Consider the following 25378-nt stretch of genomic DNA (forward strand, 5'->3'; position numbering starts at 1 on the left):
TTCAACCCGCGACCGCGACCGCGTCGGCGGTCGTGAACCTCAGGTGCAGTTCGGTCAGGCCGCGCAGGATGTACGTCGGCTCGTAGGTGTAGCGGCGGTCGGCGCTCGGACCGTGGTGGGCTTCGTCGATCTCGATGTGCGACATCCGGTCCAGCAGGCGCTCGATCGAGACGCGGCCCTCGACCCGGGCGAGCGGTCCGCCGGGGCACGAGTGGACGCCGCGGGCGAACGCCATGTGTTCGCGCACGTTTCGTCGGTGCAGGTTGAATTCGTGTGGGTTGTCGAACCGGCGCGGGTCGCGATTGGCCGCACCCGGGAGCACCATCACCACGGTGCCGGCGGGGATGTCGACCCCACCGATGGCGGTCTTCTTGACGGCCAGTCGTGAATCGCTCTTGACGGGGCTGTCCATCCGCAGCGATTCCTCGATGAACCCGGGAATCAGGCCGCGGTCGTCGCGCAGCTCTTGCTGGATGTCCGGCCGGTCCCCGAGCACCTGCAGCGCCGCGCTGAGCAGCTTGGCGGTGGTTTCCTGGCCGGCGGCGAAGAGGAACGTCGCCGAGCGGACGACCTCGATGACGGGCGGCGTCGAGCCGTCGGGGTACTTCGCCGAAGCCAATGAGGTCAGGACGTCGTTGCGTGGCTCGCGTCGCCGATCCTCGATGTAGGTGCAGAACTTTTCGTCGAGCCACTCCAGCGGGTTGATGCCGACCGACTCGTGGTCCAGCGCACCCACCCGCGCATCGGGGCGGTCGGCGCCCAAGACCTTGCGGAACTCCTTGTGGTCGGATTCCGGCACGCCCAGCAGGTCGGCGATCACCAAGGTGGCGAACGGCTTTGAGTACTCGGCGATGAACTCGCACTCGCCGTTGCGCAGGAACTCGTCGAGCTGACGGTCGGCGAGGCGCCACATGAATTCCTCGTTCTGCTTCAGGCGGCTGGGGGTCAGCAGCTTCGCCAGCACCGATCGCGCCTTGGTGTGGTCCGGCGGATCCATGGTGACCATGTGCTCGTTCATCGGGAAAAAGCTGCGGTGCTGGTCGATCTGGGCACTGATGTCGTCGCCTTCGGGTTGGAAGGGCAACGGGGGGAACGGCCCGCCCAGGGCGACGATGTTGGAAAACGTCTCGGGGTCCTTATAGACCTCGCAGGCTTCGTCGTACCCGGTGACGGCGACGACGCCGTAATGGGGCAGCCGCAGCACCGGATTCTGACTGCGCAGGTAGTCGAAGTAGGGGTGGGGATCGGGGACCAGAGACGGATCGGTGAAGAAGTCGATCGACTCGTAGTTACTCATCGGATGTGCGTCTCCCTGGGCTGGGTTTACCGGTGGGGTTCGTCGGCATGCGAAACCGCCCCCGTTTCGAGAATCTGCTGAGCACCTGCTTAGCATGGCGGGAATGTCGTGGTCAAGGTCACAACGCCGTGCCGCGCTACGATTTCCGTGGTCGCCACGCGATCGGGAGGGACGGAGTAGCGGGATGACATCGGTCCGCAGGATCGGGGCGCCGGACGCGAAGAATCGCGGTCTGCTGCTCGACGCGGCCGAGCAGCTGATGCTCGACGAGGGCTACGCCGCAGTCACGTCCCGCCGCCTCGCGAACAAGGCGGGGCTTAAGCCGCAACTGGTGCACTATTACTTCCGCACCATGGAGGAGCTCTTCCTCGAGGTGTTCCGCCGCCGCGGCGAAGAAGCGCTCGCGGTGCACGCGCAGCTGATGAAGTCGCCGCAGCCGCTGTGGGCGTTGTGGCGATTCGGCACCGATCCCGCATTCACCCGGATTTCCATGGAATTCATGGCGTTGGCCAACCACCGCAAGGAATTGCGAGCCGAAATCGCTTACTATGCAGAACGTTTGCGTGAAGAGGAACGGCAAGCGGTGACGGCCGCTCTGCAGCGGTATGGGGTGGCTAAAGACGCGATGCCGCCGGTCGTGATTACCGTGCTCATGTCCAGCTTGTCGAGATTCCTGGTTCTTGAGCGGGCGATCGGCATGTCCGGTGGTCACGCCGAAACGGTGCAACTAGTCGAAGAGCACCTGCGGCGCCTGGAAGGCGAACCGCAGCCGATCGATGGTGTGCCGCAGACCTGGGTCGTTCACCAGTTGCGCAGCGAACAGAGCACGCCCTTGGGGCCGTCCTTGGATACGACCACGGCCCCGTCGACCGCCAGATCGCAGTGAAGCCCCGGCGTGCCGGGCTCCGTACCCGTGCTCGCCACGACCATCGCGTAATCGTCGGGGTTCGACATGTCCAGGTCGAAGCTCCACGGCGTGCCGGGGCCGAGGTCGACATCGACGTGCGGCGTGAACGAGTAAGGGTTGTGGCTGTAATCGGAGAATTTCTCCGGCTGGTGGTCCAGGTAATAGATGTCGGTGTAGATCGGATTCTTCGCGGTCACGGTGTATTTGACGTGATGCATGACCGGGTCGTCGGCCCGGGCGTGGCCGGCGCTCACGAGGGAACTGGTCGCACCCACCAGCAGCACCGATAGCGTCGTCGCGCCCGCCAGTCTGCCCCTCATCTCGCTCCTCCGGCCGCCCGCCGCGCACTCATGGTGCGGTTCATGACCCGCTCCGCGGCCCGCCAGTGCGCGTCGGCAACCCACAGCCGCGCAAAGGATGCTATCGCTTCGTCCGCCGAAACTCCGCTGATTACGCGCTTGATCTCGGTTGCCGGGTGGCGAGCCAGCGACCTCGCGATGGATTGCCATCCCTCGTCGAACTTGGCGCGCGGCAACACCCGGTCCACCAAGCCGATTCGCTCGGCCTCCTCCGCGGTGAGGGCGGTTCCGGTGCCGGCCAGCAACAGCGCCCGGCTCTTTCCGACGAGTTCGGCCAGCCGCTCGGCGCCACCCCAGGCCGGCATGATCTCCAGCTCGACCTGATTGAAGGCGATCTTGACGTCGTCGGCCGCCAGCCGGATGTCGGCCGCAACGGCGACCTCGGCGCCGCCACCGAAGGCGTGACCGTTCAGCGCGGCGATCACCGGAGCGGGGAAGCCGGCGAGCTGATCGCAGATCGCGCGCATCCGCTTGGCCATCGCCGCCGCATCCTCTTCGGTGCGCAGCGCGCGCAGCTCCTTGAGGTCGCCACCGGACACGAAAGCCCGATCACCCGCGCCCTTGATCACCAGCGTCCTGGCGCCCGCCGCCGCGTCGAGCGCCTTTTCGAGCTGCTGCATGGTGTCCAGGGCGATGGCGTTGCGCGCGTGAGGCCGATCGATGGTCAGCACAGCCAACCCGTCGTCGATCTCCAGGTCCACCATGCGGCATCGCTCCTTGGACGAGAACAGACGATATCGGCATTTGTCTGAGGTGCAGAGAATAACATCGTCGCTGCAGGCCGAAGCGCTATCCGTCAGTGAAGACAGGGGTACCCCTTGCGGGATCGAATCGCGGCCGCGGTCGTGGCGGTGCTCGCAGTCACGGCCGCCGGCGCATGCACTCCGCGGCCGCCCACCCGGCTGTCCAGCACCGCCTCGGTGACGGTCAACGGAAACGAAACGACGTTCAACGTCGTCAAGTGCGGTCAACTGCAATGGACCCGGACGATCGACATCGGCGGCGATTTCGCCGGAGCCAGAGTCGTCGTCGACGAGCAAGCGGACGCCGTCAGCGCGGAGTCGGTCCACATCCGCAACGTCAACGGCTTCACCGGCATGTACTCGCGGGGCGGAGAGGGTGACGCGGATACCAGGCTGAGCGGAGACAGGTTCACCATCACCGGCACCGCGCACGGCTACAGGTCCGACAAGCCCAACGAGCCGGCCACCGCGACCTTCAAAATCATCGCCACCTGCTGACGGGTTCCCGCGCAATGGCGGGGGCCCGTTGCGGTTCGATGCCATGAGAGAATAGTATTCTCATAAATTGCGAAGGAGGATTTCATGGGCCAGTTGTCGCATCGGGAGGACGTCCCGTTTCCGCTCTTCGACGCGGATAACCATCTCTACGAGCCGCCGGAGGCGCTGACCAAGTTCTTGCCCAAGGAGTACAAGGACTACGTCCAATACGTGCAGATCAACGGGCGCACCAAGATCGCGCTGCGCGGCGTGATCAGCAACTACATCCCCAACCCGACCTTCGAGGTCGTCGCCCGACCGGGCGCCTGGGAGGAGTACTTCAAGTACGGCAACCCCGAGGGCAAGAGCAAGCGCGAGCTGTTCGGCGAGCCGATGCGCGCGATCCCGGCGTTCTTCGAGCCCGGCCCGCGGCTGGAGAAGATGAACGAGCTCGGCCTGGACCGCACGCTGATGTTCCCGACGCTGGCCAGCCTGATCGAGGAGCGGTTGCGTGACGACCCGGTCGCCATCCACGTCCTGATCCACGCGCTGAACCAGTGGCTCGACGAGGTCTGGGGCTTCAACTACCAGAACCGCATCTTCACCACCCCGGTGATCACCCTGCCCATCGTCGAGAAGGCGATCGAGGAGCTGGAGTGGGTGGTCAAGCGCGGCGCGCGGTGCATCCTGATCCGCCCGGCTCCGGTCCCCGGCTTCCGCGGCCCCCGGTCGTTCGCGCTGCCCGAGTTCGACCCGTTCTGGGAGCGGGTCGTCGAGTACGACCTGCTGGTCGGCATGCACTCGTCCGACAGCGGCTATTCCCGGTACACGTCCGAGTGGGACGGCGCCGACCAGGAGATGCTGCCGTTCCAGACCAACGCGATGGGCATCCTCAACGAGTGGCGGCCGATTCAGGACGCGGTTGGCTCGTGGGTGATTCACGGCGCGCTCTATCGCCACCCCAAGCTGAAGGTCGCGATCGTCGAGGCCGGATCGAAGTGGATGACCCCGTTGCTCGACGGCCTGGCCGAGGTCTTCCGGAAGGCCCCGGAGGCCTTCCCGAGCGACCCCGTCGAAACCGTGAAGAACCGGATCTACGTCAGCCCGTTCTTCGAGGAGGGCATCGACGACCTGATCAACCTAGTCGGCGTGGACCAGGTGCTGTACGGCTCGGACTGGCCGCACCCGGAGGGGCTCGCGGAGCCGACGTACTACATCAATGCGCTGTCGCACCTGCCTGTCGAAGACCAGGCGAAGATCATGGGCGGAAACCTCGGCCGGCTCGTCACGGTGTGACGAACTGGCAGACCATCCCCGAGATGGTCTTGAGCGCGGCGGACCGCTTCGGCGACGCGGAAGCGGTCGTGGACGGTCCGCTGCGCCTCACCTTCTCGGAGGTGGTCGAGCGGATCCGTTGCGCGGCGGGCGCTTTTGCCGAACTGGGCGTCGACAGTGGTGATCGCGTCGCCGTCTGGGCGCCGAATTCCGCGGAGTGGATCATCGCTGCGTTTGGGTTGCTCACCGCGGGCGGGGTGCTGGTGCCGGTCAACACCCGGTTCAAAACGGAAGAAGCCGGCGACATCATCGCCCGCAGCGGGGTGAAGGCCGTCCTGGTTCAGAAGGGCTTCCTGGGCCAGGACTACACCGCGCCGGCGGGCACGCCCGTCATCGATCTGAAGTCCGACTTCCTTTCCAGCGGTTCACCGTTCGAGCGGACGGTGAGCGGAAGCGACGTCTCGGACATCATCTTCACCTCGGGCACAACCGGCCGCCCGAAGGGCGCGATGATGAATCATCGCCAGACGCTGCGGATGTATGAGGAATGGGCGACGCTCGCCGACCTGCGCGAAGGCGACCGCTACCTGCAGATCAACCCGTACTTCCACACGTTCGGGCTGAAAGCGGGGCTCGTCACGTCGTTTCTCCGCGGCGCGACGATGCTGCCGGTCGCGGTTTTCGACGTCGACACGGTGGTGAATCTCATTGAACGCGAACGCGTCACGATGCTGCCGGGTCCGCCGACGCTGTATCACTCGCTGCTGACGGTCGGCGACAAAGCCAAGCTGGCGACGTTGCGGGCGGGCGTGACCGGCGCCGCCGACATCCCCGTCGAACTGGTCCGCCGCATCCACAGTGAGCTGCCGTTCCAGACTTTGATGACCGGATACGGGCTCACCGAGGCCGGCAACGTCACCCTGTCCCGGCCCGGCGATTCGTTCGAGGACGTGGCCACCACTGCGGGCCTGCCGTGCGACGGGGTCGAGGTGCGCATCGCCGACGATGGCGAGGTGCTGGTCCGCGGCTACGGCGTCATGCAGGGGTACCTCGACGATCCGGAGGCCACCGCCGAGGCGATCGACGATGAGCGCTGGCTGCATACCGGGGATTTGGGCAGTCTGGATTCTTCGGGTCGGCTCCGGATCAATGGCCGCAAGAAGGACATGTTCATCGTCGGAGGATTCAACGCGTACCCCGCGGAGATCGAGGGCTTTCTCATGCACCACCCGGCCGTGGCGCAGGCGGCGGTCGTCGGCGTTCCCGACGCACGGCTCGGACAGGTGGGCAAGGCTTTCGTCGTCGCGAAAGACGCTGTCAGCGCTGAGGAATTGATCGATTGGTGTCGCGAACGCATGGCGGGGTTCAAGGTGCCGCGGTCGGTACGGTTTCTGGACGCCCTGCCTCTCAACGCCACCGGCAAGGTGGTCAAAGACCTCTTGCGTTGACACGGGTCCGCCACGCGCCTTCAGCTCACCCGGATGACCAGTTTGCCGACGTGCTTGGCATCGCGCAGTCGCTCGAACGCCGATTTGGCCTGCTCGAACTCGAAAACCTCGTCGATGACCGGCGTGAGGCCCGTCGCGGCCACGGCGCGGACGAGATCCTGTAAATCGGCGCGGTCGCCGACAGTGATGCTGCGTGTTGTCGCACCGCGACCCCTCAACAGAAAATAGTCAACGCCGGGGTTGTCGTCGCTGAGGAAGCCGATCAGCGTGACCTCTCCGCCGACGGCGACCGCCCGCAACGACTGCTCGATGGTGGCCGGCCCGCCGACTTCGACGACGCGGTCGACACCGCGTCCTTCGGTCACGTCACGCACCTGTTCGCCCCAGCTCGGGTTGCTGCGGTAGTTGATGACCTCCTCGGCGCCGAGCTCCCGCAGAGTCTCGGCCTTTCGCGGACTCGAGGTGGTCGCGATGACCCGGGCGCCCAACACCTTGGCCAACTGCAACGCGAAGACCGACACGCCGCCCGATCCAAGGGTCAGCACCGTCTGGCCCGCCCGAACCGGGTTGGGTCCGCCGAGCGCGTTCCACGCCGTGACCCCGGCGCAGGGCAGCGTCGCCGCCCGTTCGTCAGAGATCGCCGCGGGGATGCCGACGACCGCTTCCCGCGACACCACCTTGTATGCGGTGAGCCACCCGTCCTGCCCGCTGCCGTAGCTGTCGGAGTTGGCGGTCGGCGGCATCGGGCCGCCGAACCACCTGGGGTGGAAAGCGCTGACAACCCGGTCACCGGGGCGGTAGTCGTCGACGCCCTCGCCCGCCTCGACGACCTCGGCGGCGGCGTCGCTGCACGGCACCAGACCATGCCTGGCGTCCCGCACGTAGCGGCCGAGGGGGATCGCGATGTCCCGGTAGTTCAGTGCGACGGCCTTGATTCTCAGCAGCAGCTCTCCCCGCTGTGGTGAAGGGACGGGTTCGTCGCATAGCCGCAACCCGTCGAGTCCTCCGGCGGCGCCATCGAACCGGTATACGCGCATCGCCTGATTCCTCTCTCTGTCGGTTTCGGTGTCAACAAAGTGTGAGTTTGCGTCGGTGCTCGTCGAAGGTGATCAGCTCGTCGTTGTGTGTCCGGCGGGGATCTTGTTGTTACCTTGATCCTTGAATGGCTTTGGTAACGCCGATCGAGCCCACGGGTATGGTGGGCCGTTCGGTGACCTTCTTGGTCCATCGCGACAGGCTCAATCCGCCGTCTATGCCGCTGCGTTCGGGGAGTCCCGGGTCCCGCATGGAGCTCCGGTAACACCGCGGCTCGCTGTACTGCTGGGCCACCGAGGTGTAACCGATTGCGTTCATCACTACCCGCAACTGCCCGCGCGTGGCCGATATTCCGGCATTTCCGATTTCTTCGCGACAGATTCCATGTGATTCATCTCCCTCTAATTCGTCTGGGGGAGAGGATGATTGGTGCATCGATTGCTCGGCTCATCGGATATGGCGATAGGCACCTAAGGAAAGCTGTTGCAGCGGAGATGCTTACGCAGGTTCCGGTGACCGCTCGGAAACGTTGAGCACCGTCTCGATGGCGGTGGGAATATTCTCGACCGCCTCGGGTCCGCCTAGGGCCAACCGCATGAGATAGCCCGGCAGCACGCACAGCAGCAGGTCGGCGACGGCCGTCGGGTCGAGTCGGACATCGGATCGAGTGGGCGCATCGGTGCTCAACTTGGCGAGCGCGGTGCCGATCGCCTCGCGCAGGTGCGTGGCCAGCGTCGCGTTGCGCAGGGCTTCGGACCACACCAGCACCGCGATGGCGGCGAAGCCGTCCTCGCCGTGGCGATGGGTGACGAAGTCGAGCACGGTCGCAATGGCCGCCTGCGGGGTGGCGCCATCGTCGATGGATTGTCCGATGACGGCGACGACTTGCTCGAGGTTTTCGGCGGCGATCGCCTCGATGACCGCGTCTTTGCTGGGGAAGTAGCGGTACACCGCGCCGGAGGACATTCCCGCCTCCTCGACCAGGTCGTGCATCGACGCGGCGTGGAACCCGTTACGGATGAAGCAACGCCGCGCGGCCGCCAGGATGTGTGCGCGCCGTTCCGCGCGGTACTCCGGCGTGACTTTCGGCATGCTCGTCAACGTAGCATAAAAAAGCACGAGCGTTCGCGTTTGACAGGCGGCAAGCCGGGGCAGACCATAAACGTGAACGCACGTTCGCGGATTTCCGCCTCGATCCAGGAGGAGATGACGGCACATGACTCAGGCAACTGACTTCGGCACATTCGGCCGGTTTGTGGAGACGCCGGTCGACCAGATGGAGCCTGCGATGAAACAGGCATATGACTTCACCCGGGGGTTGCGCGGGCTGGTGCCGGGCCCGCACAAGATCTGGCTGGCCAACCCGACCCTGTCGACGACCATCGTGCCGACCGGCGCCTACTTTCAGCGATACTCCACGTTGAGCAAGGCCGAGATCGAAATCGCCACCGTTCTCGTCACCGCTCAATGGCGCAGCGCGTACGCCGCCTACGAGCACGAGATCATCGCCGAGCGCGACGGCCACCTCGACCCGCGGGCGGTCGAAGCCCTCATCGCGGGACTGCCGGCGTCGTTCGACGACCCGCGCGAGCAAGTGGTCTACGAGTTGGCGTCGGCGTTGGTCACGACGCGGGTGGTGCCGACGGGGCTCTACCGGCGCGCCCGGGACCTGTTGGGCGACGCCGGCATCGTCGACGTGGCGGTGCTGCTGGGGTGGTTCACCATGGTGTGCCTGACCCTGGGCGCCTTCGACGTGCCCGCCAATGCTGAGGGGCTGGACCAGTGAGGTGCGTCGCGCAGGCCCTGGGCGGCCGCCTCGACCTCGACCCGGCCCGGCTACGGTGCACCGGGCCTCGCGTCGACGACGCGCTACGTCAAGAAGCGGCGCAACGGTCCGGCGCCGCAGGGGTTTTGGGCATCACGGTGCTGACCACCGGCACCTTTCACGCCGGCTGCGCGATTCTCACCGCCCTCGCGATTCCCGCGCCCGACCAAAGCTAACCAGCGAGGACCACCATGTCTGTTCAGCCTTTGCCCACCGTGACGCTCACTCCCGTGGCGTACTTCCCGAAGCAATACTTTCCGGAGAACCTCGCCGTGCGCGCCGACGGCTCGCTGCTGATCACCGCCGTCCTGCAGCGCGAACTGTGGTGGGTGCCGCCGCCCCAGCCGGGCGCGCTCGTCGACCCGGTCCTGCTGCACACCTTCGATCACCCCGTCACCGGGATCGTCGAGGTCACGCCCGACGTCTTCGTCGTCAACCTGACGCTGGCCTACACCACCGGTGAATCACACCTTGCCAGAGTCGATCTCACCGACTGGGCGCCCGGACGGCCCGTGACACCGGAGCTGATCTACACCTTCGACGGGCGAGCCCGCGGACTCAACGGCAGCTGCCTGCTCGCGCCGGGGGTCCTGGCGGTCGCCGACTGCTTCGCGGGCCTGATCTGGCGAGTCGACCTCGACCAGGAGGCGCGGCGTGGGTCCGCGCGGGTCTGGCTGGCCCACGACACGATGGCCTTCGACCCCGACAGCGGTGTGCCGCCACCGCCGCAGCCGGGGGTCAACGGCGTGCGCTACAGCCCGCACACCGGCTACCTGTACTACACCTCGACCGCGCAGAAGGTGTTCATGCGCGTCGCGGTCGACCCGTCGACGCTGGACCCGGCCGGGTCAGCCGAATTCGTCGCCGCCATCGACAACGCCGACGACTTCTGCCTCGACGAAGACGCCGGGTTCGCCTACGTCACCCGGCACCGCGCCAATACGATCGACCGGGTGCCGCTGCAGCCCCGGCACGGCAGCGAGGTCCGTCACATCGCCGGTGACCCGTTCGACGCGGCCCTGGTCGGGCCGTCGAGTGCCGCCTGGGGGAGGGCGGACGGCGAACGCGGGCGGGTCGCTTACGTCACCACCGACGGCGGCACCACTGCCCCTCCCGACGGAATCGTTCGACGCGCCGCCGTGCTGCGCGTCGAATTAGGTTATGCCGCAACGGCCTCGATGGGCGGGACGAAGACATGACCGGGTATGTCGTGAAGACAGCACAGGCATCGATCGACACCCGCGTCGACGGAGACGGGCCCGCCGTCGTGATCATCCCGTCTTACGGCCGCGACGCCGGCGGCGACTTCGACGCCTTGACCACGGCGCTCGTCGCCGCGGGCCACCGGGTGTTACGCCCACAGCCGCGCGGCATCGCGGGTTCCCGTGGACCCATGAACGGTGTCACCTTCGCCGACATGGCCGGCGATATCGCGCGGGTGATTGAGGACCTGGCCGACGGGCCCGCCGTGATCCTCGGGCACGCCTTCGGCAACTTCGTCGCGCGCGCAACCGCCGTGCACCATCCCGACACCGTGGCGGCAGTGATCCTGGCCGCCGCAGCCGGGAAAACCGTTGACCCACAGATCAATTCAGCACCGATACGCGCCGGTGACCTCACTCTGCCCGACGCGGCCCGACTGGACGCGCTGCGGATGGCCTTCTTCGCGCCCGGCCACGATGCCTCCATCTGGCTGACCGGCTGGTATCCGGAAACCCTTGCAATGCAGGTGGACTGCGCGCAGCACACCGACGTCGCGCGCTACTGGGGCGCCGGGGAAGCGCCGGTGTTCGAGATCATCGCCGCCCTCGACCCGTTTCACCACCGCGCCGAATGGGGCGACCTGCGCGCCCGCTACGGCGAACGCGTCAGCACCGTCGTCATCGATGACGCCAGCCACGCCCTTTTCCCCGAACAGCCCGACGCCGTGGCCGCCGCGATCATCGAGTACCTTCGTCGTTGAATCCGGTGTGAGGCGGCGGTGATGACGAACGACATTCATTCGATGGTGATCGCGTCGGACTACCGCGTTCCGGATCCCAGCCGGGTGTGGCCGCTGCTCGAGCGCAGGAAGACGGCCCTGGCCGACATCGGCGCCCACCACGTCCTGGTCTACACCTCGACGCACGACTACGGCCGAGTGCTGGTGATGATCGGAGTCCACAGCCGCGAGCCGATCGTGGAACTGCTGCGCTCGCGCGTCTTCTTCGACTGGTTCGACGCGGCCGGCGTCGACGACATTCCGGCGGTCTTCGCCGGCGAGATCGTCGACAGGTTCATTCCGGCGCCCACCGCGACCCCGGAGGCTCCGGGCGTCGTCGTCGCCACCATCGCCTCGGTCCACGACGTGCCGGGGCTGGCCGCCGAAGTCGCCTCGGCCACCGAGAGATTCGTCGCGGCCGGCATCCGCAAGACGTGGATCTTCCAGGCCTTCGACGATGAGCACGAGGTGCTGATCATGTCGGAGTTGCCCGACGAGGAGAGCGCGCGGCGGTGGATCGAGCATCCCGACGCCGCGGCCGAGTGGATGTCGGGCGCCGGGGTGGGGCCCTACCCGCCGGTGTTCGTCGGCCGATTCACCAACATGATGCGCATCGAGGCGGACTGAGCGGCCACCCGGGATGTTCGTGTGCCTGTGCAACGGGGTCACCAGCCAAATGGTGACCGAGGCGATCGAGGCCGGGGCGTGCACGACCAACGACGTCGCCCGGGCCTGCGGGGCGGGCGCCGACTGCGGCCGCTGCCGGCGGACGGTCCAGGCGATACTGCGATCGGCGGGCCCGAACGGCGCACCCGCTCGATCCTGATGCGATGGCCCTAGCGGCGAACGCTGCCGTCCGGCGACATCGGCTGGACGAGTTCGACCAGCAGCGGCGGGATTTCGAGCCGCGGCAAAACCACCTCGACGAGCACCATGCGGTCCCGGTGCCGCGCGGCGGCCGTCAAGGCGTCGTCGAGCTCACCGTAGGTCTGCACCCGGAACGCCAGGTGGTCGGCGACCCCCAGCGCGCCGGGGACATCCGTCCACTTCCAATTCACGATGTCGTTGTAGGGCGCCGCCTCCCCGTGGATCGCCCGCTCGACGGTGTAGCCGTCGTTGTTCACCACGACGATGACCGGGGACAGGCCTTCCCGCGAGAAGTTGCCCAGCTCTTGGATGGTCAGTTGCGCGGCGCCGTCACCGATCAGCAGCACGGTCCGGCGGTCCGGATGCGCCACCCCGGCCCCCAGCGCCGCGGGCAGCGTGTAACCGATTGAGCCCCATAGTGGTTGACCGATGAAGGTCACGCCCTGCGGCAGGCGGTGGTCGGCCATCCCGTAGAAGGAGGTGCCCTGGTCGGCGAGGACGACGTTGCCCGGGGTGAGGGCCGTGCACAGGCGGTCCCACAACATCTCCTGCGTCAGCGGTTGGTCCCGCGGCGGGGGCGGGGGCAGCGCTTCGGCGGGCGGTGAGGCCACCGGCGGCGACGTGACCGCGCGCCGGGTCAGGATGGTGGCCAGCGCCTCCAGCGCGGCACCCATCTCCAGCGGGGCGAAGACCTCGCCGGCCACGCTGCTCTGGTACTGCCCGACGTCGATGGTCCGGGCCGGGTCGATCCGCTGGCTGAAGAAACCGCTCACCATGTCGGTGAACACCACGCCCGCGGTCACCAGGACCGGCGCCTGTTCGATGGCGGCGCGCACCGCCGGGGCGCTGGCCGAGCCCGCGTAGATCCCGAGGTAGTGCGGCGAGCTTTCGTCGAGCAGGCTCTTCCCCCACATCAGCGTCGCGTAGGGGACGACGTCGGCCGTCAGCAGCGTCTCGAGTTCCTTGACCACCTGCAGCCGGTGCACCAGCAAGTCGGCCAGCACGGTCAGCTGGTGGTCGCCGATGAGCTCCGAGGCGGCCTCGACGAACAGCGACAGCGCGCGCGGGCTGGTGCCGCCGGTGTAGCGGGGCAGCGGGTCACCGGGCGGTTCGGTGGGGAAGCGGGCCACGTCGGTGGACAGCAGGATGTAGCCGGGCCGCTTCTGCTCGCGCACCTCCGACAGCACCCGGTCGATCTCGCGGCGGGCGGTCGCGGGCATGAGGTTGGCCTGCGCGCAGGTGATCTCGCGGCTGATCCGGAAGAAATGTTCGAAGTCTCCGTCGCCGAGGGAGTGGTGCAGCGCGCGGCGGGTGCCCTGCGCGTCTTTCGAGGGTCCGCCGACGATGTGCACGACGGGGACCTGCTCGGCGTAGCTGCCCGCGACGGCGTTGGCCGCCGACAGCTCGCCGACGCCGAAAGTGGTTACCACGGCCGACATTCCGCGCAGCCGACCGTAGCCGTCGGCGGCATACCCGGCGTTCAGCTCGTTGGCGTTGCCCACCCACCGGATGCCGGGGTGGGCGACGATGTGGTCCAGGAATTCCAGGTTGTAGTCCCCCGGGACGCCGAAGATCTCGGTGACGCCGAGTTCGGCGAGGCGGTCCAACAAATAGTCACCGACGGTGTAGACGGGCTGGCTGGCGGGGTCAGTCACAAGCACGACGGTACCTCGGTCGAATCCCTACCGGGCCGGACGCGGCTTCAGTATCGTGCGGGCCATGGCACTCAAGGAATCCCGCGACATCGTCATCGAAGCCAGTCCGGAGGAGATCCTGGCCGTCATCGCCGATTTCGAAGCGATGCCTGAATGGTCCGAACCCCATCAGAGTGCTGAAGTCCTCTCGAGAGGGGCCGACGGGCGGCCCGAACAGGTGAAGATGAAGGTGAAGGTCGCCGGGATCACCGATGAGCAGGTGGTGGCCTACACCTGGGCGGCGGACGCGGTGAGCTGGAAGCTGGTGAGCTCCTCGCAGCAGAAGGCGCAGGACGGGAAGTACACCCTGATACCGCAGGGTGAGGCGACGCTGGTCAAGTTCGAGCTGCTGGCCGACCCGAACGTGCCCCTACCCGGTTTCGTCCTGAAACGCGCCGTCAAGGGCACCATCGACTCGGCGACCAAGGCGCTGCGCGAGCGGGTGCTCAAGGTCAAGAAGGGGAACTAGTCGCGGTGGGCGCCGGCGGGCCCCTGTCCGGGGTCAGGGTCATCGAGCTCGGCGGGATCGGACCGGGGCCGCACGCGGGGATGATGCTCGCTGACCTCGGGGCCGACGTGGTGCGGGTGCGCCGGCCCGGTGGCTTGGTGATGCCGGCGGAGGACCGCGATCTGCTGCACCGGGGGAAGCGGATCGTCGACCTCGACGTCAAGACGCAGCCGCAGGCGCTGCTGGATCTGGCCGCCAAAGCCGACGTGCTGCTGGACTGTTTCCGGCCGGGCACCTGCGAGCGACTCGGCATCGGGCCCGACGAGTGCGCGGCGGTCAATCCGCGGCTCATCTTCGCGCGGATCACCGGTTGGGGTCAGGACGGGCCGCTGGCCCAGACGGCGGGCCACGACATCAATTACCTGTCGCGGACCGGCGCGCTGTCCGCGCTGGGCTACGCCGACCGGCCCCCGATGCCGCCGCTGAACCTGGTCGCCGACTTCGGCGGCGGGTCGATGCTGGTGCTGCTCGGCATCGTGACCGCGCTGTACGAGCGGGAACATTCGGGCAGGGGACAGGTCGTCGACGCGGCAATGGTGGACGGCGTCAGCCTGCTCGCCCAGATGATGTGGACCATGAAGTCGACCGGGTCGCTGCGCGACCGGCGGGAATCATTCCTGCTCGACGGTGGCGCCCCGTTCTACCGCTGCTATGAAACCGCGGACGGCAAATACGTGGCCGTCGGCGCCATCGAGCCGCAATTCTTCGCGGCGTTGCTGACCGGGCTGGGCCTGTCCACCGACGAGGTCCCCGGCCAGCTCGACACCGAGTCCTACCGGCAGATGCACGACGTCTTCACGCAACGGTTCGCCAGCCGGACCCGCGACGAATGGGTCGCCGTTTTCGCCGGCACCGACGCGTGCGTCACCCCGGTGCTGACATGGAACGAAGCGGCCGCCGACGAGCACCTGAGGGCGCGGTCGACGATCGTCACCGCGCACGGGGTCGACCAGGCCGCACCCGGCCCGCGCTTCTCGCGCACCCCGGCCGCGCCGGTCGGGCGGCCGCCGGGCGCCACCACACCCCTTGCTGAAATCGACTGGTAGCCAGCGTATTACGTCGAACGGATCCACAGGGTGGGCGGCATTGCTAGGTTGAACCTCAGTGGCCGTAAAAGCATCACGGGAATTTGTCGTCGACGCGCCGCCGGAAGTGGTTATGGAGGCGCTGACAGATGTCGGCGTCCTGTCGTCGTGGTCACCGCTGCACAAACACATCGAGGTGATCGACCGTTATCCGGACGGCCGGCCCCACCACGTCGCCACCACGATCAAGATTCTGGGGCTGGTCGACAAAGAGATCCTGGAATATCACTGGGGCCCCGATTGGGTCGTCTATGACGCCAAAGGCACCTCCCAGCAGCATGGTCAGCACGTCGAGTACAACCTCAAACCCGAGGGCCTCGACAAGACCCGGGTGCGCTTCGATGTCACGGTCGAACCCGGCCGGCCCATGCCCGCGTTCATCGTCCGGCGGGCCAGCGAAAGCGTTCTCGACTCGTCGGTGCGGGGACTGTGCGAATTGGTAAAGCAGATCCGCGGTTCATCCGACGCCGAATAGCCCGCGTTTTCTCCTTCGGCGGTGGCGAAGCGATTGCTAACTTATTAGCAGTGGCCGTTCAAGCGTCGTCGGAAATCGTCATCGACGCGCCTCCGGAAGTGATCATGGAGGCGCTGGCCGACATGGACGCGGTGCCGTCATGGTCGTCGGTGCACAAGCGGGTCGAGGTCGTCGACAAGCACCCCGACGGCCGGCCCCACCACGTGAGGGTCACGATCGCGGTGACCGGCATCCACGACACCGAATTGCTCGAATACCACTGGGGACCGGACTGGATGGTGTGGGACGCCCAGAAGACCGCCCAGCAACGCGGCCAGCACGGGGAGTACAGCCTCACCCGGGAGGGCTACGACAAGACCAGGGTGCGGTTCGCCATCACGGTCGAACCATTTGCTCCGCTGCCCGAGTTCTGGGTCAGCCGGGCCCGCAAGAAGATCCTGCACGCCGCGCTCGAGGGACTGCGCCAGCGCGTGATGGAGGGTTTCGGGCCCGCGACGTAGCGCGCCGGTCACCGCAGGACGGCCAGCCGCCTGATCGCCTCGTCGAGGGTGTCCTCGCGTTTGCAAAAGGTGAAGCGCACCAAGTGATTCCACACGTCGGCTTGCGCCGAGGCGTGCGCGGCGGCCGGGTCGCAGAAGGGTGACAGCGGAATGGCCGCCACCCCGGCCTTTTCCGGCAGGGCCGCGCAGAATGCGGTGCTGTCGTCGTAGCCGAGCGGGCGCGGGTCCGCGCACAAGAAATAGGTGCCGGCGCTGTCGTGCACCTCGAAGCCGACCTCCGACAACCCGGCGGCCAGCCGGTCGCGACGGTCCCGCAACGAGCGCCGCAGCCCGGCCACCCACGCGTCCTCGGTGTCGAGCGCCAGGGCCACGGCCGGCTGGAACGGCGCGCCGCCGACGTAGCTCAAATACTGCTTTGCCGCCCGCACCCCGGCGATGAGTTGGGCTGGGCCGCAGGCCCATCCGATCTTCCAACCGGTGCAGTTGAACATCTTGGCCGCGCTGGAGATGGTGACCGTCCGCTCGGCCATGCCGTCGAAGCCGGCCAGCGGCAGGTGCCGGTGGCCGTCATACACCAGGTGCTCGTAAACCTCGTCGGTGATCACCAGGAGATCGGCGGCGACCGCGACGTCGGCGATGGCGGTCAGTTCGGCCGCGCTGAGCACCGTGCCGGTCGGGTTGTGCGGCGAGTTGACGATCAGCGCGCGGGTGCGTGGCGTGACGGCCCGGCGCAATGCGTCGGCATCCAGGGCGAAGCCGCGCCCGTGCGGGACCAGGGGGACGGCCACCCGGTGCGCGCCGGCCATCGCCACCACCGGCGAGTAGGAGTCGTAGAACGGCTCGATGAGCAGCACCTCCGAGCCGGGCTCGACCAGGCCCAGCACCGCGGACGCGATGGCCTCGGTCGCCCCGACCGTTACCAGCACCTCGGTGTCGGGGTCGTACTCGATGCCGAAGTGTCGCTGTCGCTGGGCGGCGATGGCGTGCCGCAGCGAGGCCACGCCGATGCCGGGCGGGTATTGATTGTTCCCCTCGGCGATGGCGTCCTGGGCGGCCTTCAACATGGCGGCGGGCCCGTCCTCGTCAGGGAACCCCTGACCGAGGTTGACCGCGCCGACCCGCGCCGCCAGCGCCGACATCTCGGCGAACACCGTGGTCGCGTAGGGACGCAGTCGCGACACCGTCATGCCGGTCGAGCTTAGGGGGCGCGCGGCTCGCGTGTGCGGCCGGCCACATACTCGGCGGCCACCCGCCGCGTCGGGGCTGACCAGCGGCGATCGGCCCAACCAACAGGTTGGCCGGGCACTTTGTTAGGGTGCGGTATCTGGACCTAACCTTTAATACGGATCCGAAACCCACTCGCGAAGAGGAACTCGACATGTCCGAAGAAGCCTTCATTTACGAGGCCATCCGCACACCGCGGGGCAAGCAACGAAATGGCTCGCTGAACGAGGTGAAGCCGCTCAACCTGGTCGTCGGGCTGGTCGACGAGCTGCGCAGGCGCAACCCCGATCTGGACGTGAACCTGATCAGCGACATGATCCTGGGATGCGTCTCGCCGGTCGGCGACCAGGGCGGCGACATCGCCCGCACCGCGGTGCTGGCCGCGGGGCTGCCCGAGACCACGGGCGGCGTGCAGCTCAACCGGTTCTGCGCCTCGGGCCTCGAGGCCGTCAACACCGCCGCCCAGAAGGTCCGCTCCGGCTGGGACGACCTGGTGCTGGCGGGCGGTGTGGAGTCGATGAGCCGGGTCCCGATGGGCTCCGACGGCGGCGCCTGGGCGCTGGACCCCGAGACCAACTACCAGATCGGCTTCGTGCCGCAGGGCATCGGCGCCGACCTGATCGCGACCCTCGAGGGCTTCTCCCGCGAGGACGTCGACGCCTACGCGCTGCGGTCGCAGCAGAAGGCCGCCGAGGCCTGGTCGGGCGGCTACTTCGCCAAGTCGGTGGTGCCGGTGCGCGACCAGAACGGTCTGGTCATCCTCGACCACGATGAGCACATGCGGCCCGACACCACCATGGAGGGCCTGGCGAAGCTGAAGACGGCGTTCGACGGCATCGGTGAGATGGGTGGCTTCGACGACGTGGCGCTGCAGAAGTACCACTGGGTCGAGAAGATCAACCACGTGCACACCGGCGGTAACAGCTCGGGCATCGTGGACGGGGCCGCGCTGGTGCTCGTCGGGTCCGAGAAGGCCGGCACGTCGCAGGGCCTGACCCCGCGCGCCCGCGTCGTGGCCACGGCGACCAGCGGTTCAGACCCGGTCATCATGCTGACCGGCCCGACCCCGGCCACCCGCAAGGTCCTCGACCGCGCGGGGCTGACGGTCGACGACATCGACCTGTTCGAGCTGAACGAGGCGTTCGCGTCGGTGGTGCTGAAGTTCCAGAAGGATCTCAACATCCCCGACGAAAAGCTGAACGTCAACGGTGGCGCCATCGCGATGGGCCACCCGCTGGGCGCCACCGGCGCCATGATCACCGGCACCATGGTCGACGAGCTTGAGCGCCGCAACGCGCGACGCGCGCTGATCACGCTGTGCATCGGCGGCGGCATGGGTGTCGCCACCATCATCGAGAGGGTTTAAGACCATGGCAGAGAACACCATTGCGTGGGACAAGGATGCCGACGGCATCGTCACGCTGACGCTCGACGACCCCACCGGGTCGGCGAACGTGATGAACGAACACTACAAGGAATCGATGCACAAGGCCGTGAAAGAGTTGGCACGCCTTGTCGCAGAAGAGCCAGATTCGGTCACCGGCGTGGTAATCACCAGTGCGAAGAAGACGTTCTTCGCCGGCGGGGACCTCAAGAGCATGATCACCGCCGGCCCCGAGAACGCCGGGGACGTCTTCACCGAGGTCGAGGAGATCAAGCGCGACCTGCGTGTCCTGGAGACCCTGGGCAAGCCGGTGGTGGCCGCCATCAACGGCGCCGCGCTCGGCGGCGGCCTGGAGATCGCGCTGGCCTGTCACCACCGCATCGCCGCCGACGTCAAGGGCCTCGTGGTGGGTTTGCCCGAAGTGACGCTGGGCCTGCTGCCCGGCGGTGGCGGGGTGACCCGTACCGTGCGGATGTTCGGCATCCAGAACGCCTTCATGAACGTTCTGTCGCAGGGCACCCGGTTCAGGCCGGACAAGGCCAAGGAGATGGGACTGGTCGACGAGCTCGTCGGCTCGGTCGAGGAACTGGTGCCGGCCGCCAAGGCATGGATCAAGGCGAACCCCGACGCGCACACCCAGCCGTGGGATGCCAAGGGCTACAAGATGCCCGGCGGCACCCCGTCCAGCCCGGCGCTGGCCGGCATCCTGCCGTCGTTCCCCGCGCTGCTGCGCAAGCAGCTCAAGGGCGCGCCGATGCCGGCGCCGCGGGCCATCCTGGACGCGGCCGTCGAGGGTGCGCAGGTGGACTTCGACACCGCGAGCCGCATCGAGAGCCGTTACTTCACCTCGCTGGTCACCGGTCAGGTCGCCAAGAACATGATCCAGGCGTTCTTCTTCGACCTGCAGCACATCAACGGCGGCGGCTCGCGCCCCGACGGCATCGAGCCGGTCAAGATCAACAAGATCGGTGTGCTGGGCGCGGGCATGATGGGCGCCGGCATCGCCTACGTATCGGCCAAGGCCGGCTTCGACGTGGTGCTCAAGGACGTCAGCATCGAAGCCGCCCAGAAGGGCAAGGGCTACTCGGAAAAGCTTGAGGCCAAGGCGCTTCAGCGCGGCAAGACCACCGAGGAGAAGAGCAAGGCGCTGCTGGACCGCATCACGCCGTCCGCCGACCCCGCCGACTTCAAGGGCGTCGACTTCGTGATCGAGGCGGTGTTCGAGAACCAGGACCTCAAGCACAAGGTGTTCGGCGAGATCGAGGACATCGTCGAGCCGAACGCGCTGCTGGGATCCAACACCTCGACGCTGCCGATCACCGGTCTGGCGACCGGCGTGAAGCGCCAGGAGGACTTCATCGGGATCCACTTCTTCTCACCGGTGGACAAGATGCCGTTGGTCGAAATCATCAAGGGCGAGAAGACTTCTGACGAGGCGCTGGCCCGGGTGTTCGACTACACGCTGGCCATCGGCAAGACCCCGATCGTCGTTAACGACAGCCGCGGCTTCTTCACCTCCCGTGTCATCGGCACCTTCGTCAACGAGGCGCTGGCGATGCTGGGCGAGGGTGTCGAACCGGCCAGCATCGAGCACGCCGGCTCGCAGGCCGGCTACCCGGCGCCGCCGCTGCAGCTGTCCGACGAGCTCAACCTCGAGCTGATGCACAAGATCGCGGCCGCGACCCGTAAGGGCGTCGAGGACGCGGGCGGCACCTACGAGCCGCACCCGGCCGAGGCGGTCGTGGAGAAGATGATCGAGATCGGACGCCCGTCGCGGCTCAAGGGCGCGGGCTTCTACGAGTACGTCGACGGCAAGCGCACCCAGCTCTGGCCGGGCCTGCGGGAGACGTTCAAGTCCGGCAGCGCGGAGATCCCGTTGCAGGACATGATCGACCGGATGCTGTTCGCCGAGGCGCTGGAAACCCAGAAGTGCCTCGACGAGGGCGTGCTGACGTCGACCGCCGACGCCAACATCGGTTCGATCATGGGCATCGGCTTCCCGCCGTACACCGGTGGTAGCGCGCAGTTCATCGTCGGCTACTCCGGTGCGGGCGGTACGGGCAAGGAAGCCTTCGTGGCGCGGGCCCGCGAGCTTGCCGCCAAGTACGGCGACCGCTTCCTGCCGCCGGATTCGCTGACGTAGTTCCAGCAGTCGCGAAAGCCCCCGAAGCGCTTGTCTTCGGGGGCTTTTGCATTGCGGCAGGTGGTTATTGGATGGAGGTTCTACGTACTTGACTGGTCCACAATGCTTGTGACTCGGCCGCCGATCGGTGCTTTGCATCGCGGGTCTGTGTGTACATCGACAACAGCCGGACCAGCAACGGTCATCGCGGCCGACAACGCTTCTTGCACTTCCGATTCTTCTTCGACCCGCCGTCCGTATGCCCCCATAGCACGAGCAATCGCAGCGAAGTTGGTAGGGGGCAACGATATTTCGTTGGCTCTGTAGCCACACTGCGTCATACCTTGGTCAATCATGCCGTAGCCAGAATCGTTGAGGACGACCCACACCGCTGGAATCCGGTACTGCACGGCGGTGCTGATCTCGTTGTTCATCAGCATGGTGCCGTCACCGACAAGCGCAACGGCCTTGCGACCGGATGCGTACGCGCTGCCAAGCACACCTGTGCCCGCGTGTCCCATCGAGGCAAACGACGTGCTGATCCGGTACCGCCCGGGAGAATTGAAACGCAGTCGTTGAGTCGCCCACGCGAATGCGTTGCCTGCCTCTGCCAGAACGATGGCGGAACTCTCTTCAACAACGACACGTTGCACCGCCTGCATCAGCAGTTGAGGTCGTACGGGACCCGCGCAGAGGTGGTCTGGCGGCGGTGCTACAGGAGTCGAGATTCCGAGGTGCCACGAACGGGACCTGTTAGTCTCGGCCTCCAACGTCGTCCGTCCCAAAGCCGTCAGCAGCTCGGCAAGGAATGTGCCAATCTCGCTGTGAACGGCGATCGTTGGAATGTCAGGGTATGAAGCACCTGGCACAGTCGGGTCGATGTCCACGTGGATCAATCCCCTCGGGGGGATCATCTCGGGGTTCCAGAACGAGGTCATCTCGCCGAGGCGCGAACCGAGCACCAAAACGCGCTCCGGGCGGTGCTCGCGCATGAATTCGAGCACGGCTCGGTCGCCGCCGAACCCGGTCACGCCGACGAAGAGGGGATGGCTCTCCGGGAATATTCCCTTCGCGCGTGGTGAACAAAACACCGGTGCATCAATACGTTCGACGAGTTCGTACACTTCCTTGGCCGCATGCCGTGCCCCGAAGCCGAGCCAAATCGCCGCCCGTTCCTTGCGCAGGATGTCGGCGCAGGAGCGCACGTCTTCAGGCGCGGCCCGCGGATGAACGGTCTGTACCGGCGGGGCGTTGACCGACACGGAGGCAGGCGATTTTTGTATCGCAACCGAAAAGCTGACGTGGGCGACGAAGCTTCCTTTTCGTTGTAGCCCCTCTGCCAGCTTCCGGCGGATCTCGACCAGATCGGAGCTTGCTTCCACGATGACCCCGTAATGGAATAGGGGACCTGCAGCAAACATGTCTACGCCCAATGTTTGGGGGGTCGTCTCCTGCATAGGTGTCCGATTAACTTGCGAGATAGTCGTACAACCGGACACCAAAATCACCTTCGCGCCGTCGCTGCGGGCTGCCAGCAATCCCGTTAGCGCATTTGTGATGCCGGGACCGCTGGTGACACAAACGGCGACTGGCGAGCCAGAGGTGAGATATGCCTCAGTCGCGGCAAACGCCGCACCCGCCTCGTGACGGAAGTGTATGAGACGAATGCGGCTGTGCTCCAATGCATCCCAGAGCGGAGCGATGGCACCTCCGCAGATCCCGAATGCCGCTGTCACGCCCAGGTCGGCCAACATGGTTACCAGAGCTTCCGCAACGGTGCCGCGCGTGGCCGGTGCGGGAGGGATGACGTCATACTGCCGCTGCGTCCGCGTCGATTGAGCAGTCAACATATGCGGCTCCTGTCGGAGTTGGGCCATGCAGGACGTCGTTGTTGACTGCGAATCGTCTACAGCTTTGCCTAAGGTGTTGACACGGTGGTAAACACCGTCGGGCGGGCTCGTTACGATCGTCACGAAGTAGTTGCGCAATGTCAGGTAGATGTCAGCCGAGCGGAGCGCCGTTCTGTCACGCCGCGTGGCGAGCGCGAGGCAATCGATGCGCAAACCGCGTCGTCGGATGGACTCACTTACACTGCGAATCAGCGACTTTGGGCTGACAATAGCTCGCGTGCGAAACACACAAAGCAGGTGGCCGGTGACGACCGCATTGTGCACCGGATACTTTCTGGTTCTCTTGGACGTCACAGTGGTCAACATCGCATTACCGCAACTCGGCTCGGCCCTGCGGGCGAGCGGTTCTCAACTCGCCTGGACGGTAGACGCCTACACGGTACCCATGGCGGCGCTTCTGTTGGCTTCGGGAGCTGTGGGCGACCGGCTTGGGCACCGGGCGGTCGTCGTTATTGGATTCGTCGGGTTTGGCGTCGCTTCAACCGTATGCGCCGTGGCGCCAGTGATGTCGGTTCTGCTTCTTGGTCGGACGGCGCAGGGAGTGTGCGCCGCATTGATGCTCCCAGGAACCCTGGCCCTCATAGCTCAGTCCGCGAGCACGGAGCGCGCACGTACACGAGCAATAGGTGTTTGGGCCGCCATCGGTGGTGCCGCTTTGCCGGCCGGCCCGCCTTTAGGGGGGCTGCTGGTGCAGTTGGCGGGATGGCGCTCAGTGTTTTGGCTCGGCGTCCCGGTCATTATTGCCGCACTCGTGCCGATTATCCGGATCCCGCGCCACAACCCCGCCGCTGACAAACGTGCGCCGGTCGACTGGATTGGAGCCGTCTTCGTTGTCCTAATCCTCGCGTCCGCAGTAACTTTCATTCTTCAAGGCCGGGAAAATCGGGTTCTGGGGGCCGTGATGGCGGCGATGGCGGTTTGTGCCACCGGCGGCTTCTGGTATGCCGAGCGCCGCACGGCGCACCCACTAGTGCGGGTACCGGCCGGAGCGCGGTATCCCTTCGCAGTCGCATGCGCGGTAACCGCTTTGATGAGTCTCTGCGTCCTTGGGTCACTGTTCACCCTGACTCAGATCTTCCAAGTGGTTCACCACTTGAGCCCGATGTTGACTGGCCTAATCCTCTTGCCGGGCATGTTGCCGATGCCGGCGCTCGGCGGAGCCGCTGCAGCACTCACGCATAAATTGGGCCCATGGCGAACAAGTGCGCTGGGATTGATCGCGTCCGCGCTGGGGTTCGGCGGCATCGCGGGCGCAGTCGACGGGCCCAACTACCCGTTGTTGGTGTGCTCACTCGTGTTGTGGGGTACCGGCCTTGGCGTTCTGACTCCGGCGATCGTCATCGCGGCGCTGAGAGTGCTGCCGGCGGCACCGGGCGCCGCCTCCGGCGCCAGCAACACTGCCAGGCACGCCGGTGGAGCGTTGGGGGTTGCCATCTTCAGCGCGGTCGCAGGATCTCCCGACATTCCGACGTTTACGAGGAGCGCGACCGAGTTGCTGGCAATCAGCGCGGTGGCGTATGGGATCGCGGCCGCGCTTTGTCTCACCGCGCAGGAGCGAGACCGAGTTCGGGAGCCTGCCGAGTCGACTCGATGGGCCAACTAGGGCACCGGCTTTTGCGTTTTAGGTGTCGCGGCGCTGGAAGAGGTAGTACCGCGCCGCAGTCTCCTCTCCCGCGCCTCCCCGTCTGCGCCGCGCTTCATCGAGGTCGACCTCGTCGCCGGCCGACAGCAGAGTCCAGGCGGATGCGAAGCGTGTCTCCATCTCGGCGGGCTCGACGCCCCGCACGCCGAACCTCCCGCCGGGGCGGAACGCGACGATGAACAGGCGCGCGTCGGGCGCGGCCACCGCGCTGACCTCCCGGACATACGCCTCGCGATCGACGTCGCTCATGTTGTGTAGGCAGCCGTTGTCGACGATCAGCTCGAAGCCCGTGCCGATCCCGGTCTGACTCAGCCGCGTGACGTCGGCCTGGGCGAAGTTGACCGGCAGATCGGCGGCCTTGGCCCGGGCCTTCTCGAGTGCCCGGGGGACAAAGTCGACGCCGGTGACATTCCATCCGTGCTGTGCGAGGTAGACCGACGAGTCCCCGGTGCCGCATCCGAGATCGAGGGCCGATCCTGCGGGCAGTGGGGGCGTGTCATTGGTGCCCTCGACCAGGTCGCGCAAATTTTGTGCGATCGGATGACCATCCCATGGGGTGAATCCGACTCGGTAAAAGATCCGAAAGAGGGTGTGCTTGGAGGCCATGCCCCAACGGTATG

Annotated in this window: 26 protein-coding genes; 17 read left to right on the forward strand and 9 right to left on the reverse strand. The window is 66.6% G+C overall.

What is annotated here, in order from left to right; translation table 11 throughout:
• Position 1 precedes the first annotated feature (1 nt).
• On the reverse strand, positions 2-1297 hold the full coding sequence (locus tag C1737_RS23570; protein WP_102419601.1) for a cytochrome P450: 1296 nt from the start codon (positions 1295-1297) through the stop codon (positions 2-4).
• A 184-nt stretch (positions 1298-1481) separates the two neighbouring features.
• Between C1737_RS23570 and C1737_RS23575 the strand changes: the two genes are divergently transcribed.
• Positions 1482-2183: a TetR/AcrR family transcriptional regulator gene (locus tag C1737_RS23575; protein ID WP_102419602.1), complete on the forward strand. Its 702-nt coding sequence runs from the start codon at positions 1482-1484 to the stop codon at positions 2181-2183.
• On the opposite strand, the gene C1737_RS23580 is transcribed toward C1737_RS23575, so the two are convergent.
• The gene (locus C1737_RS23580; RefSeq protein ID WP_082975063.1) at positions 2099-2422 is read right to left on the reverse strand and encodes a hypothetical protein; all 324 of its coding nucleotides are present in this window, start codon (positions 2420-2422) and stop codon (positions 2099-2101) included. The two genes, C1737_RS23575 and C1737_RS23580, sit on opposite strands and share 85 nt — an antisense overlap.
• A gap of 98 nt (positions 2423-2520) precedes the next feature.
• Positions 2521-3267 carry an enoyl-CoA hydratase/isomerase family protein gene (locus tag C1737_RS23585; RefSeq protein WP_068096619.1) on the reverse strand — a complete coding sequence of 249 codons (747 nt, stop codon included), beginning with the start codon at positions 3265-3267 and terminating at the stop codon, positions 2521-2523.
• Between the two features lie 114 nt (positions 3268-3381).
• Here C1737_RS23585 and C1737_RS23590 point away from each other — a divergent pair, with 114 nt between their 5' ends.
• The 3 genes from C1737_RS23590 (at position 3382) to C1737_RS23600 (ending at position 6506) form a co-directional block, all read left to right on the forward strand.
• The gene (locus C1737_RS23590; RefSeq protein ID WP_068096618.1) at positions 3382-3804 is read left to right on the forward strand and encodes a lipoprotein LpqH; all 423 of its coding nucleotides are present in this window, start codon (positions 3382-3384) and stop codon (positions 3802-3804) included.
• Positions 3805-3888: 84 nt separating this feature from the next.
• Positions 3889-5079 carry an amidohydrolase family protein gene (locus C1737_RS23595; RefSeq protein ID WP_068096617.1) on the forward strand — a complete coding sequence of 397 codons (1191 nt, stop codon included), beginning with the start codon at positions 3889-3891 and terminating at the stop codon, positions 5077-5079.
• On the forward strand, positions 5076-6506 hold the full coding sequence (locus tag C1737_RS23600) for a FadD3 family acyl-CoA ligase (RefSeq protein WP_102419603.1): 1431 nt from the start codon (positions 5076-5078) through the stop codon (positions 6504-6506). Before C1737_RS23595 ends, C1737_RS23600 begins: the two co-directional genes overlap by 4 nt.
• A 20-nt stretch (positions 6507-6526) precedes the next feature.
• Here C1737_RS23600 and C1737_RS23605 read toward each other — a convergent pair whose 3' ends face one another.
• The gene (locus tag C1737_RS23605) at positions 6527-7543 is read right to left on the reverse strand and encodes an NAD(P)-dependent alcohol dehydrogenase (protein ID WP_102419604.1); all 1017 of its coding nucleotides are present in this window, start codon (positions 7541-7543) and stop codon (positions 6527-6529) included.
• 496 nt (positions 7544-8039) lie between these two features.
• Positions 8040-8633, reverse strand: coding sequence for a TetR/AcrR family transcriptional regulator (locus C1737_RS23610; RefSeq protein ID WP_068098068.1), 594 nt, complete (start codon positions 8631-8633; stop codon positions 8040-8042).
• Between the two features lie 124 nt (positions 8634-8757).
• Between C1737_RS23610 and C1737_RS23615 the strand changes: the two genes are divergently transcribed.
• The 6 genes from C1737_RS23615 to C1737_RS23640 are packed head-to-tail and all read left to right on the forward strand — an operon-like array spanning position 8758 to position 12173.
• Positions 8758-9327: a carboxymuconolactone decarboxylase family protein gene (locus tag C1737_RS23615; RefSeq protein ID WP_067927496.1), complete on the forward strand. Its 570-nt coding sequence runs from the start codon at positions 8758-8760 to the stop codon at positions 9325-9327.
• Complete coding sequence (locus tag C1737_RS23620; protein ID WP_068098067.1) at positions 9324-9542, forward strand: hypothetical protein; 219 nt, start codon at positions 9324-9326, stop codon at positions 9540-9542. Before C1737_RS23615 ends, C1737_RS23620 begins: the two co-directional genes overlap by 4 nt.
• Before the next feature lie 15 nt (positions 9543-9557).
• Positions 9558-10565, forward strand: coding sequence for a hypothetical protein (locus C1737_RS23625; protein WP_068098066.1), 1008 nt, complete (start codon positions 9558-9560; stop codon positions 10563-10565).
• An 11-nt stretch (positions 10566-10576) separates the two neighbouring features.
• The gene (locus C1737_RS23630) at positions 10577-11329 is read left to right on the forward strand and encodes an alpha/beta fold hydrolase (protein WP_158243991.1); all 753 of its coding nucleotides are present in this window, start codon (positions 10577-10579) and stop codon (positions 11327-11329) included.
• Positions 11330-11347: 18 nt separating this feature from the next.
• On the forward strand, positions 11348-11974 hold the full coding sequence (locus C1737_RS23635) for a fatty-acid--CoA ligase (protein WP_199182919.1): 627 nt from the start codon (positions 11348-11350) through the stop codon (positions 11972-11974).
• Between the two features lie 13 nt (positions 11975-11987).
• On the forward strand, positions 11988-12173 hold the full coding sequence (locus C1737_RS23640; protein WP_067927488.1) for a bacterioferritin-associated ferredoxin: 186 nt from the start codon (positions 11988-11990) through the stop codon (positions 12171-12173).
• 10 nt (positions 12174-12183) lie between these two features.
• Here the strand turns inward: C1737_RS23640 and C1737_RS23645 are convergent, their stop codons facing one another.
• On the reverse strand, positions 12184-13869 hold the full coding sequence (locus C1737_RS23645; RefSeq protein ID WP_068092744.1) for an alpha-keto acid decarboxylase family protein: 1686 nt from the start codon (positions 13867-13869) through the stop codon (positions 12184-12186).
• 64 nt (positions 13870-13933) lie between these two features.
• Between C1737_RS23645 and C1737_RS23650 the strand changes: the two genes are divergently transcribed.
• From C1737_RS23650 to C1737_RS23665, 4 genes are read left to right on the forward strand one after another with little or no spacing between them, the layout of a single operon-like run.
• Positions 13934-14377, forward strand: a complete 444-nt coding sequence (locus C1737_RS23650; RefSeq protein ID WP_068092746.1) for an SRPBCC family protein — start codon at positions 13934-13936, stop codon at positions 14375-14377.
• Between the two features lie 5 nt (positions 14378-14382).
• Complete coding sequence (locus C1737_RS23655; protein ID WP_102419607.1) at positions 14383-15462, forward strand: CaiB/BaiF CoA-transferase family protein; 1080 nt, start codon at positions 14383-14385, stop codon at positions 15460-15462.
• Positions 15463-15520: 58 nt separating this feature from the next.
• Positions 15521-15976: an SRPBCC family protein gene (locus C1737_RS23660; protein WP_082972771.1), complete on the forward strand. Its 456-nt coding sequence runs from the start codon at positions 15521-15523 to the stop codon at positions 15974-15976.
• 50 nt (positions 15977-16026) lie between these two features.
• Entirely contained in the window at positions 16027-16476 is a 450-nt protein-coding gene (locus C1737_RS23665) for an SRPBCC family protein (RefSeq protein WP_199182921.1), read from the forward strand.
• An 8-nt stretch (positions 16477-16484) separates the two neighbouring features.
• Here C1737_RS23665 and C1737_RS23670 read toward each other — a convergent pair whose 3' ends face one another.
• A complete protein-coding gene (locus tag C1737_RS23670) occupies positions 16485-17663 on the reverse strand; it encodes a pyridoxal phosphate-dependent aminotransferase (RefSeq protein ID WP_102419608.1) in 1179 nt (392 codons plus the stop codon).
• Between the two features lie 191 nt (positions 17664-17854).
• On the opposite strand from C1737_RS23670, the gene C1737_RS23675 reads away from it, so the two are divergent.
• Both C1737_RS23675 and C1737_RS23680 read left to right on the forward strand, forming a co-directional pair.
• A complete protein-coding gene (locus C1737_RS23675) occupies positions 17855-19066 on the forward strand; it encodes an acetyl-CoA C-acetyltransferase (RefSeq protein ID WP_067927469.1) in 1212 nt (403 codons plus the stop codon).
• Positions 19067-19070: 4 nt separating this feature from the next.
• Positions 19071-21227 (forward strand): 3-hydroxyacyl-CoA dehydrogenase NAD-binding domain-containing protein, encoded by a 2157-nt coding sequence (locus C1737_RS23680; protein ID WP_102419609.1) that lies wholly within the window; start codon positions 19071-19073, stop codon positions 21225-21227.
• Positions 21228-21307: 80 nt separating this feature from the next.
• On the opposite strand, the gene C1737_RS23685 is transcribed toward C1737_RS23680, so the two are convergent.
• Complete coding sequence (locus C1737_RS23685; protein WP_102419610.1) at positions 21308-23422, reverse strand: thiamine pyrophosphate-binding protein; 2115 nt, start codon at positions 23420-23422, stop codon at positions 21308-21310.
• On the opposite strand from C1737_RS23685, the gene C1737_RS23690 reads away from it, so the two are divergent.
• A complete protein-coding gene (locus C1737_RS23690; RefSeq protein ID WP_233214853.1) occupies positions 23412-24719 on the forward strand; it encodes an MFS transporter in 1308 nt (435 codons plus the stop codon). The two genes, C1737_RS23685 and C1737_RS23690, sit on opposite strands and share 11 nt — an antisense overlap.
• 18 nt (positions 24720-24737) lie before the next feature.
• Here the strand turns inward: C1737_RS23690 and C1737_RS23695 are convergent, their stop codons facing one another.
• Positions 24738-25364, reverse strand: a complete 627-nt coding sequence (locus C1737_RS23695) for a bifunctional 2-polyprenyl-6-hydroxyphenol methylase/3-demethylubiquinol 3-O-methyltransferase UbiG (protein WP_102419612.1) — start codon at positions 25362-25364, stop codon at positions 24738-24740.
• Positions 25365-25378: the final 14 nt, after the last annotated feature.

The sequence above is a fragment of the Mycobacterium sp. 4858 genome (genome assembly GCF_900240975.1).
Lineage (GTDB): Bacteria > Actinomycetota > Actinomycetes > Mycobacteriales > Mycobacteriaceae > Mycobacterium.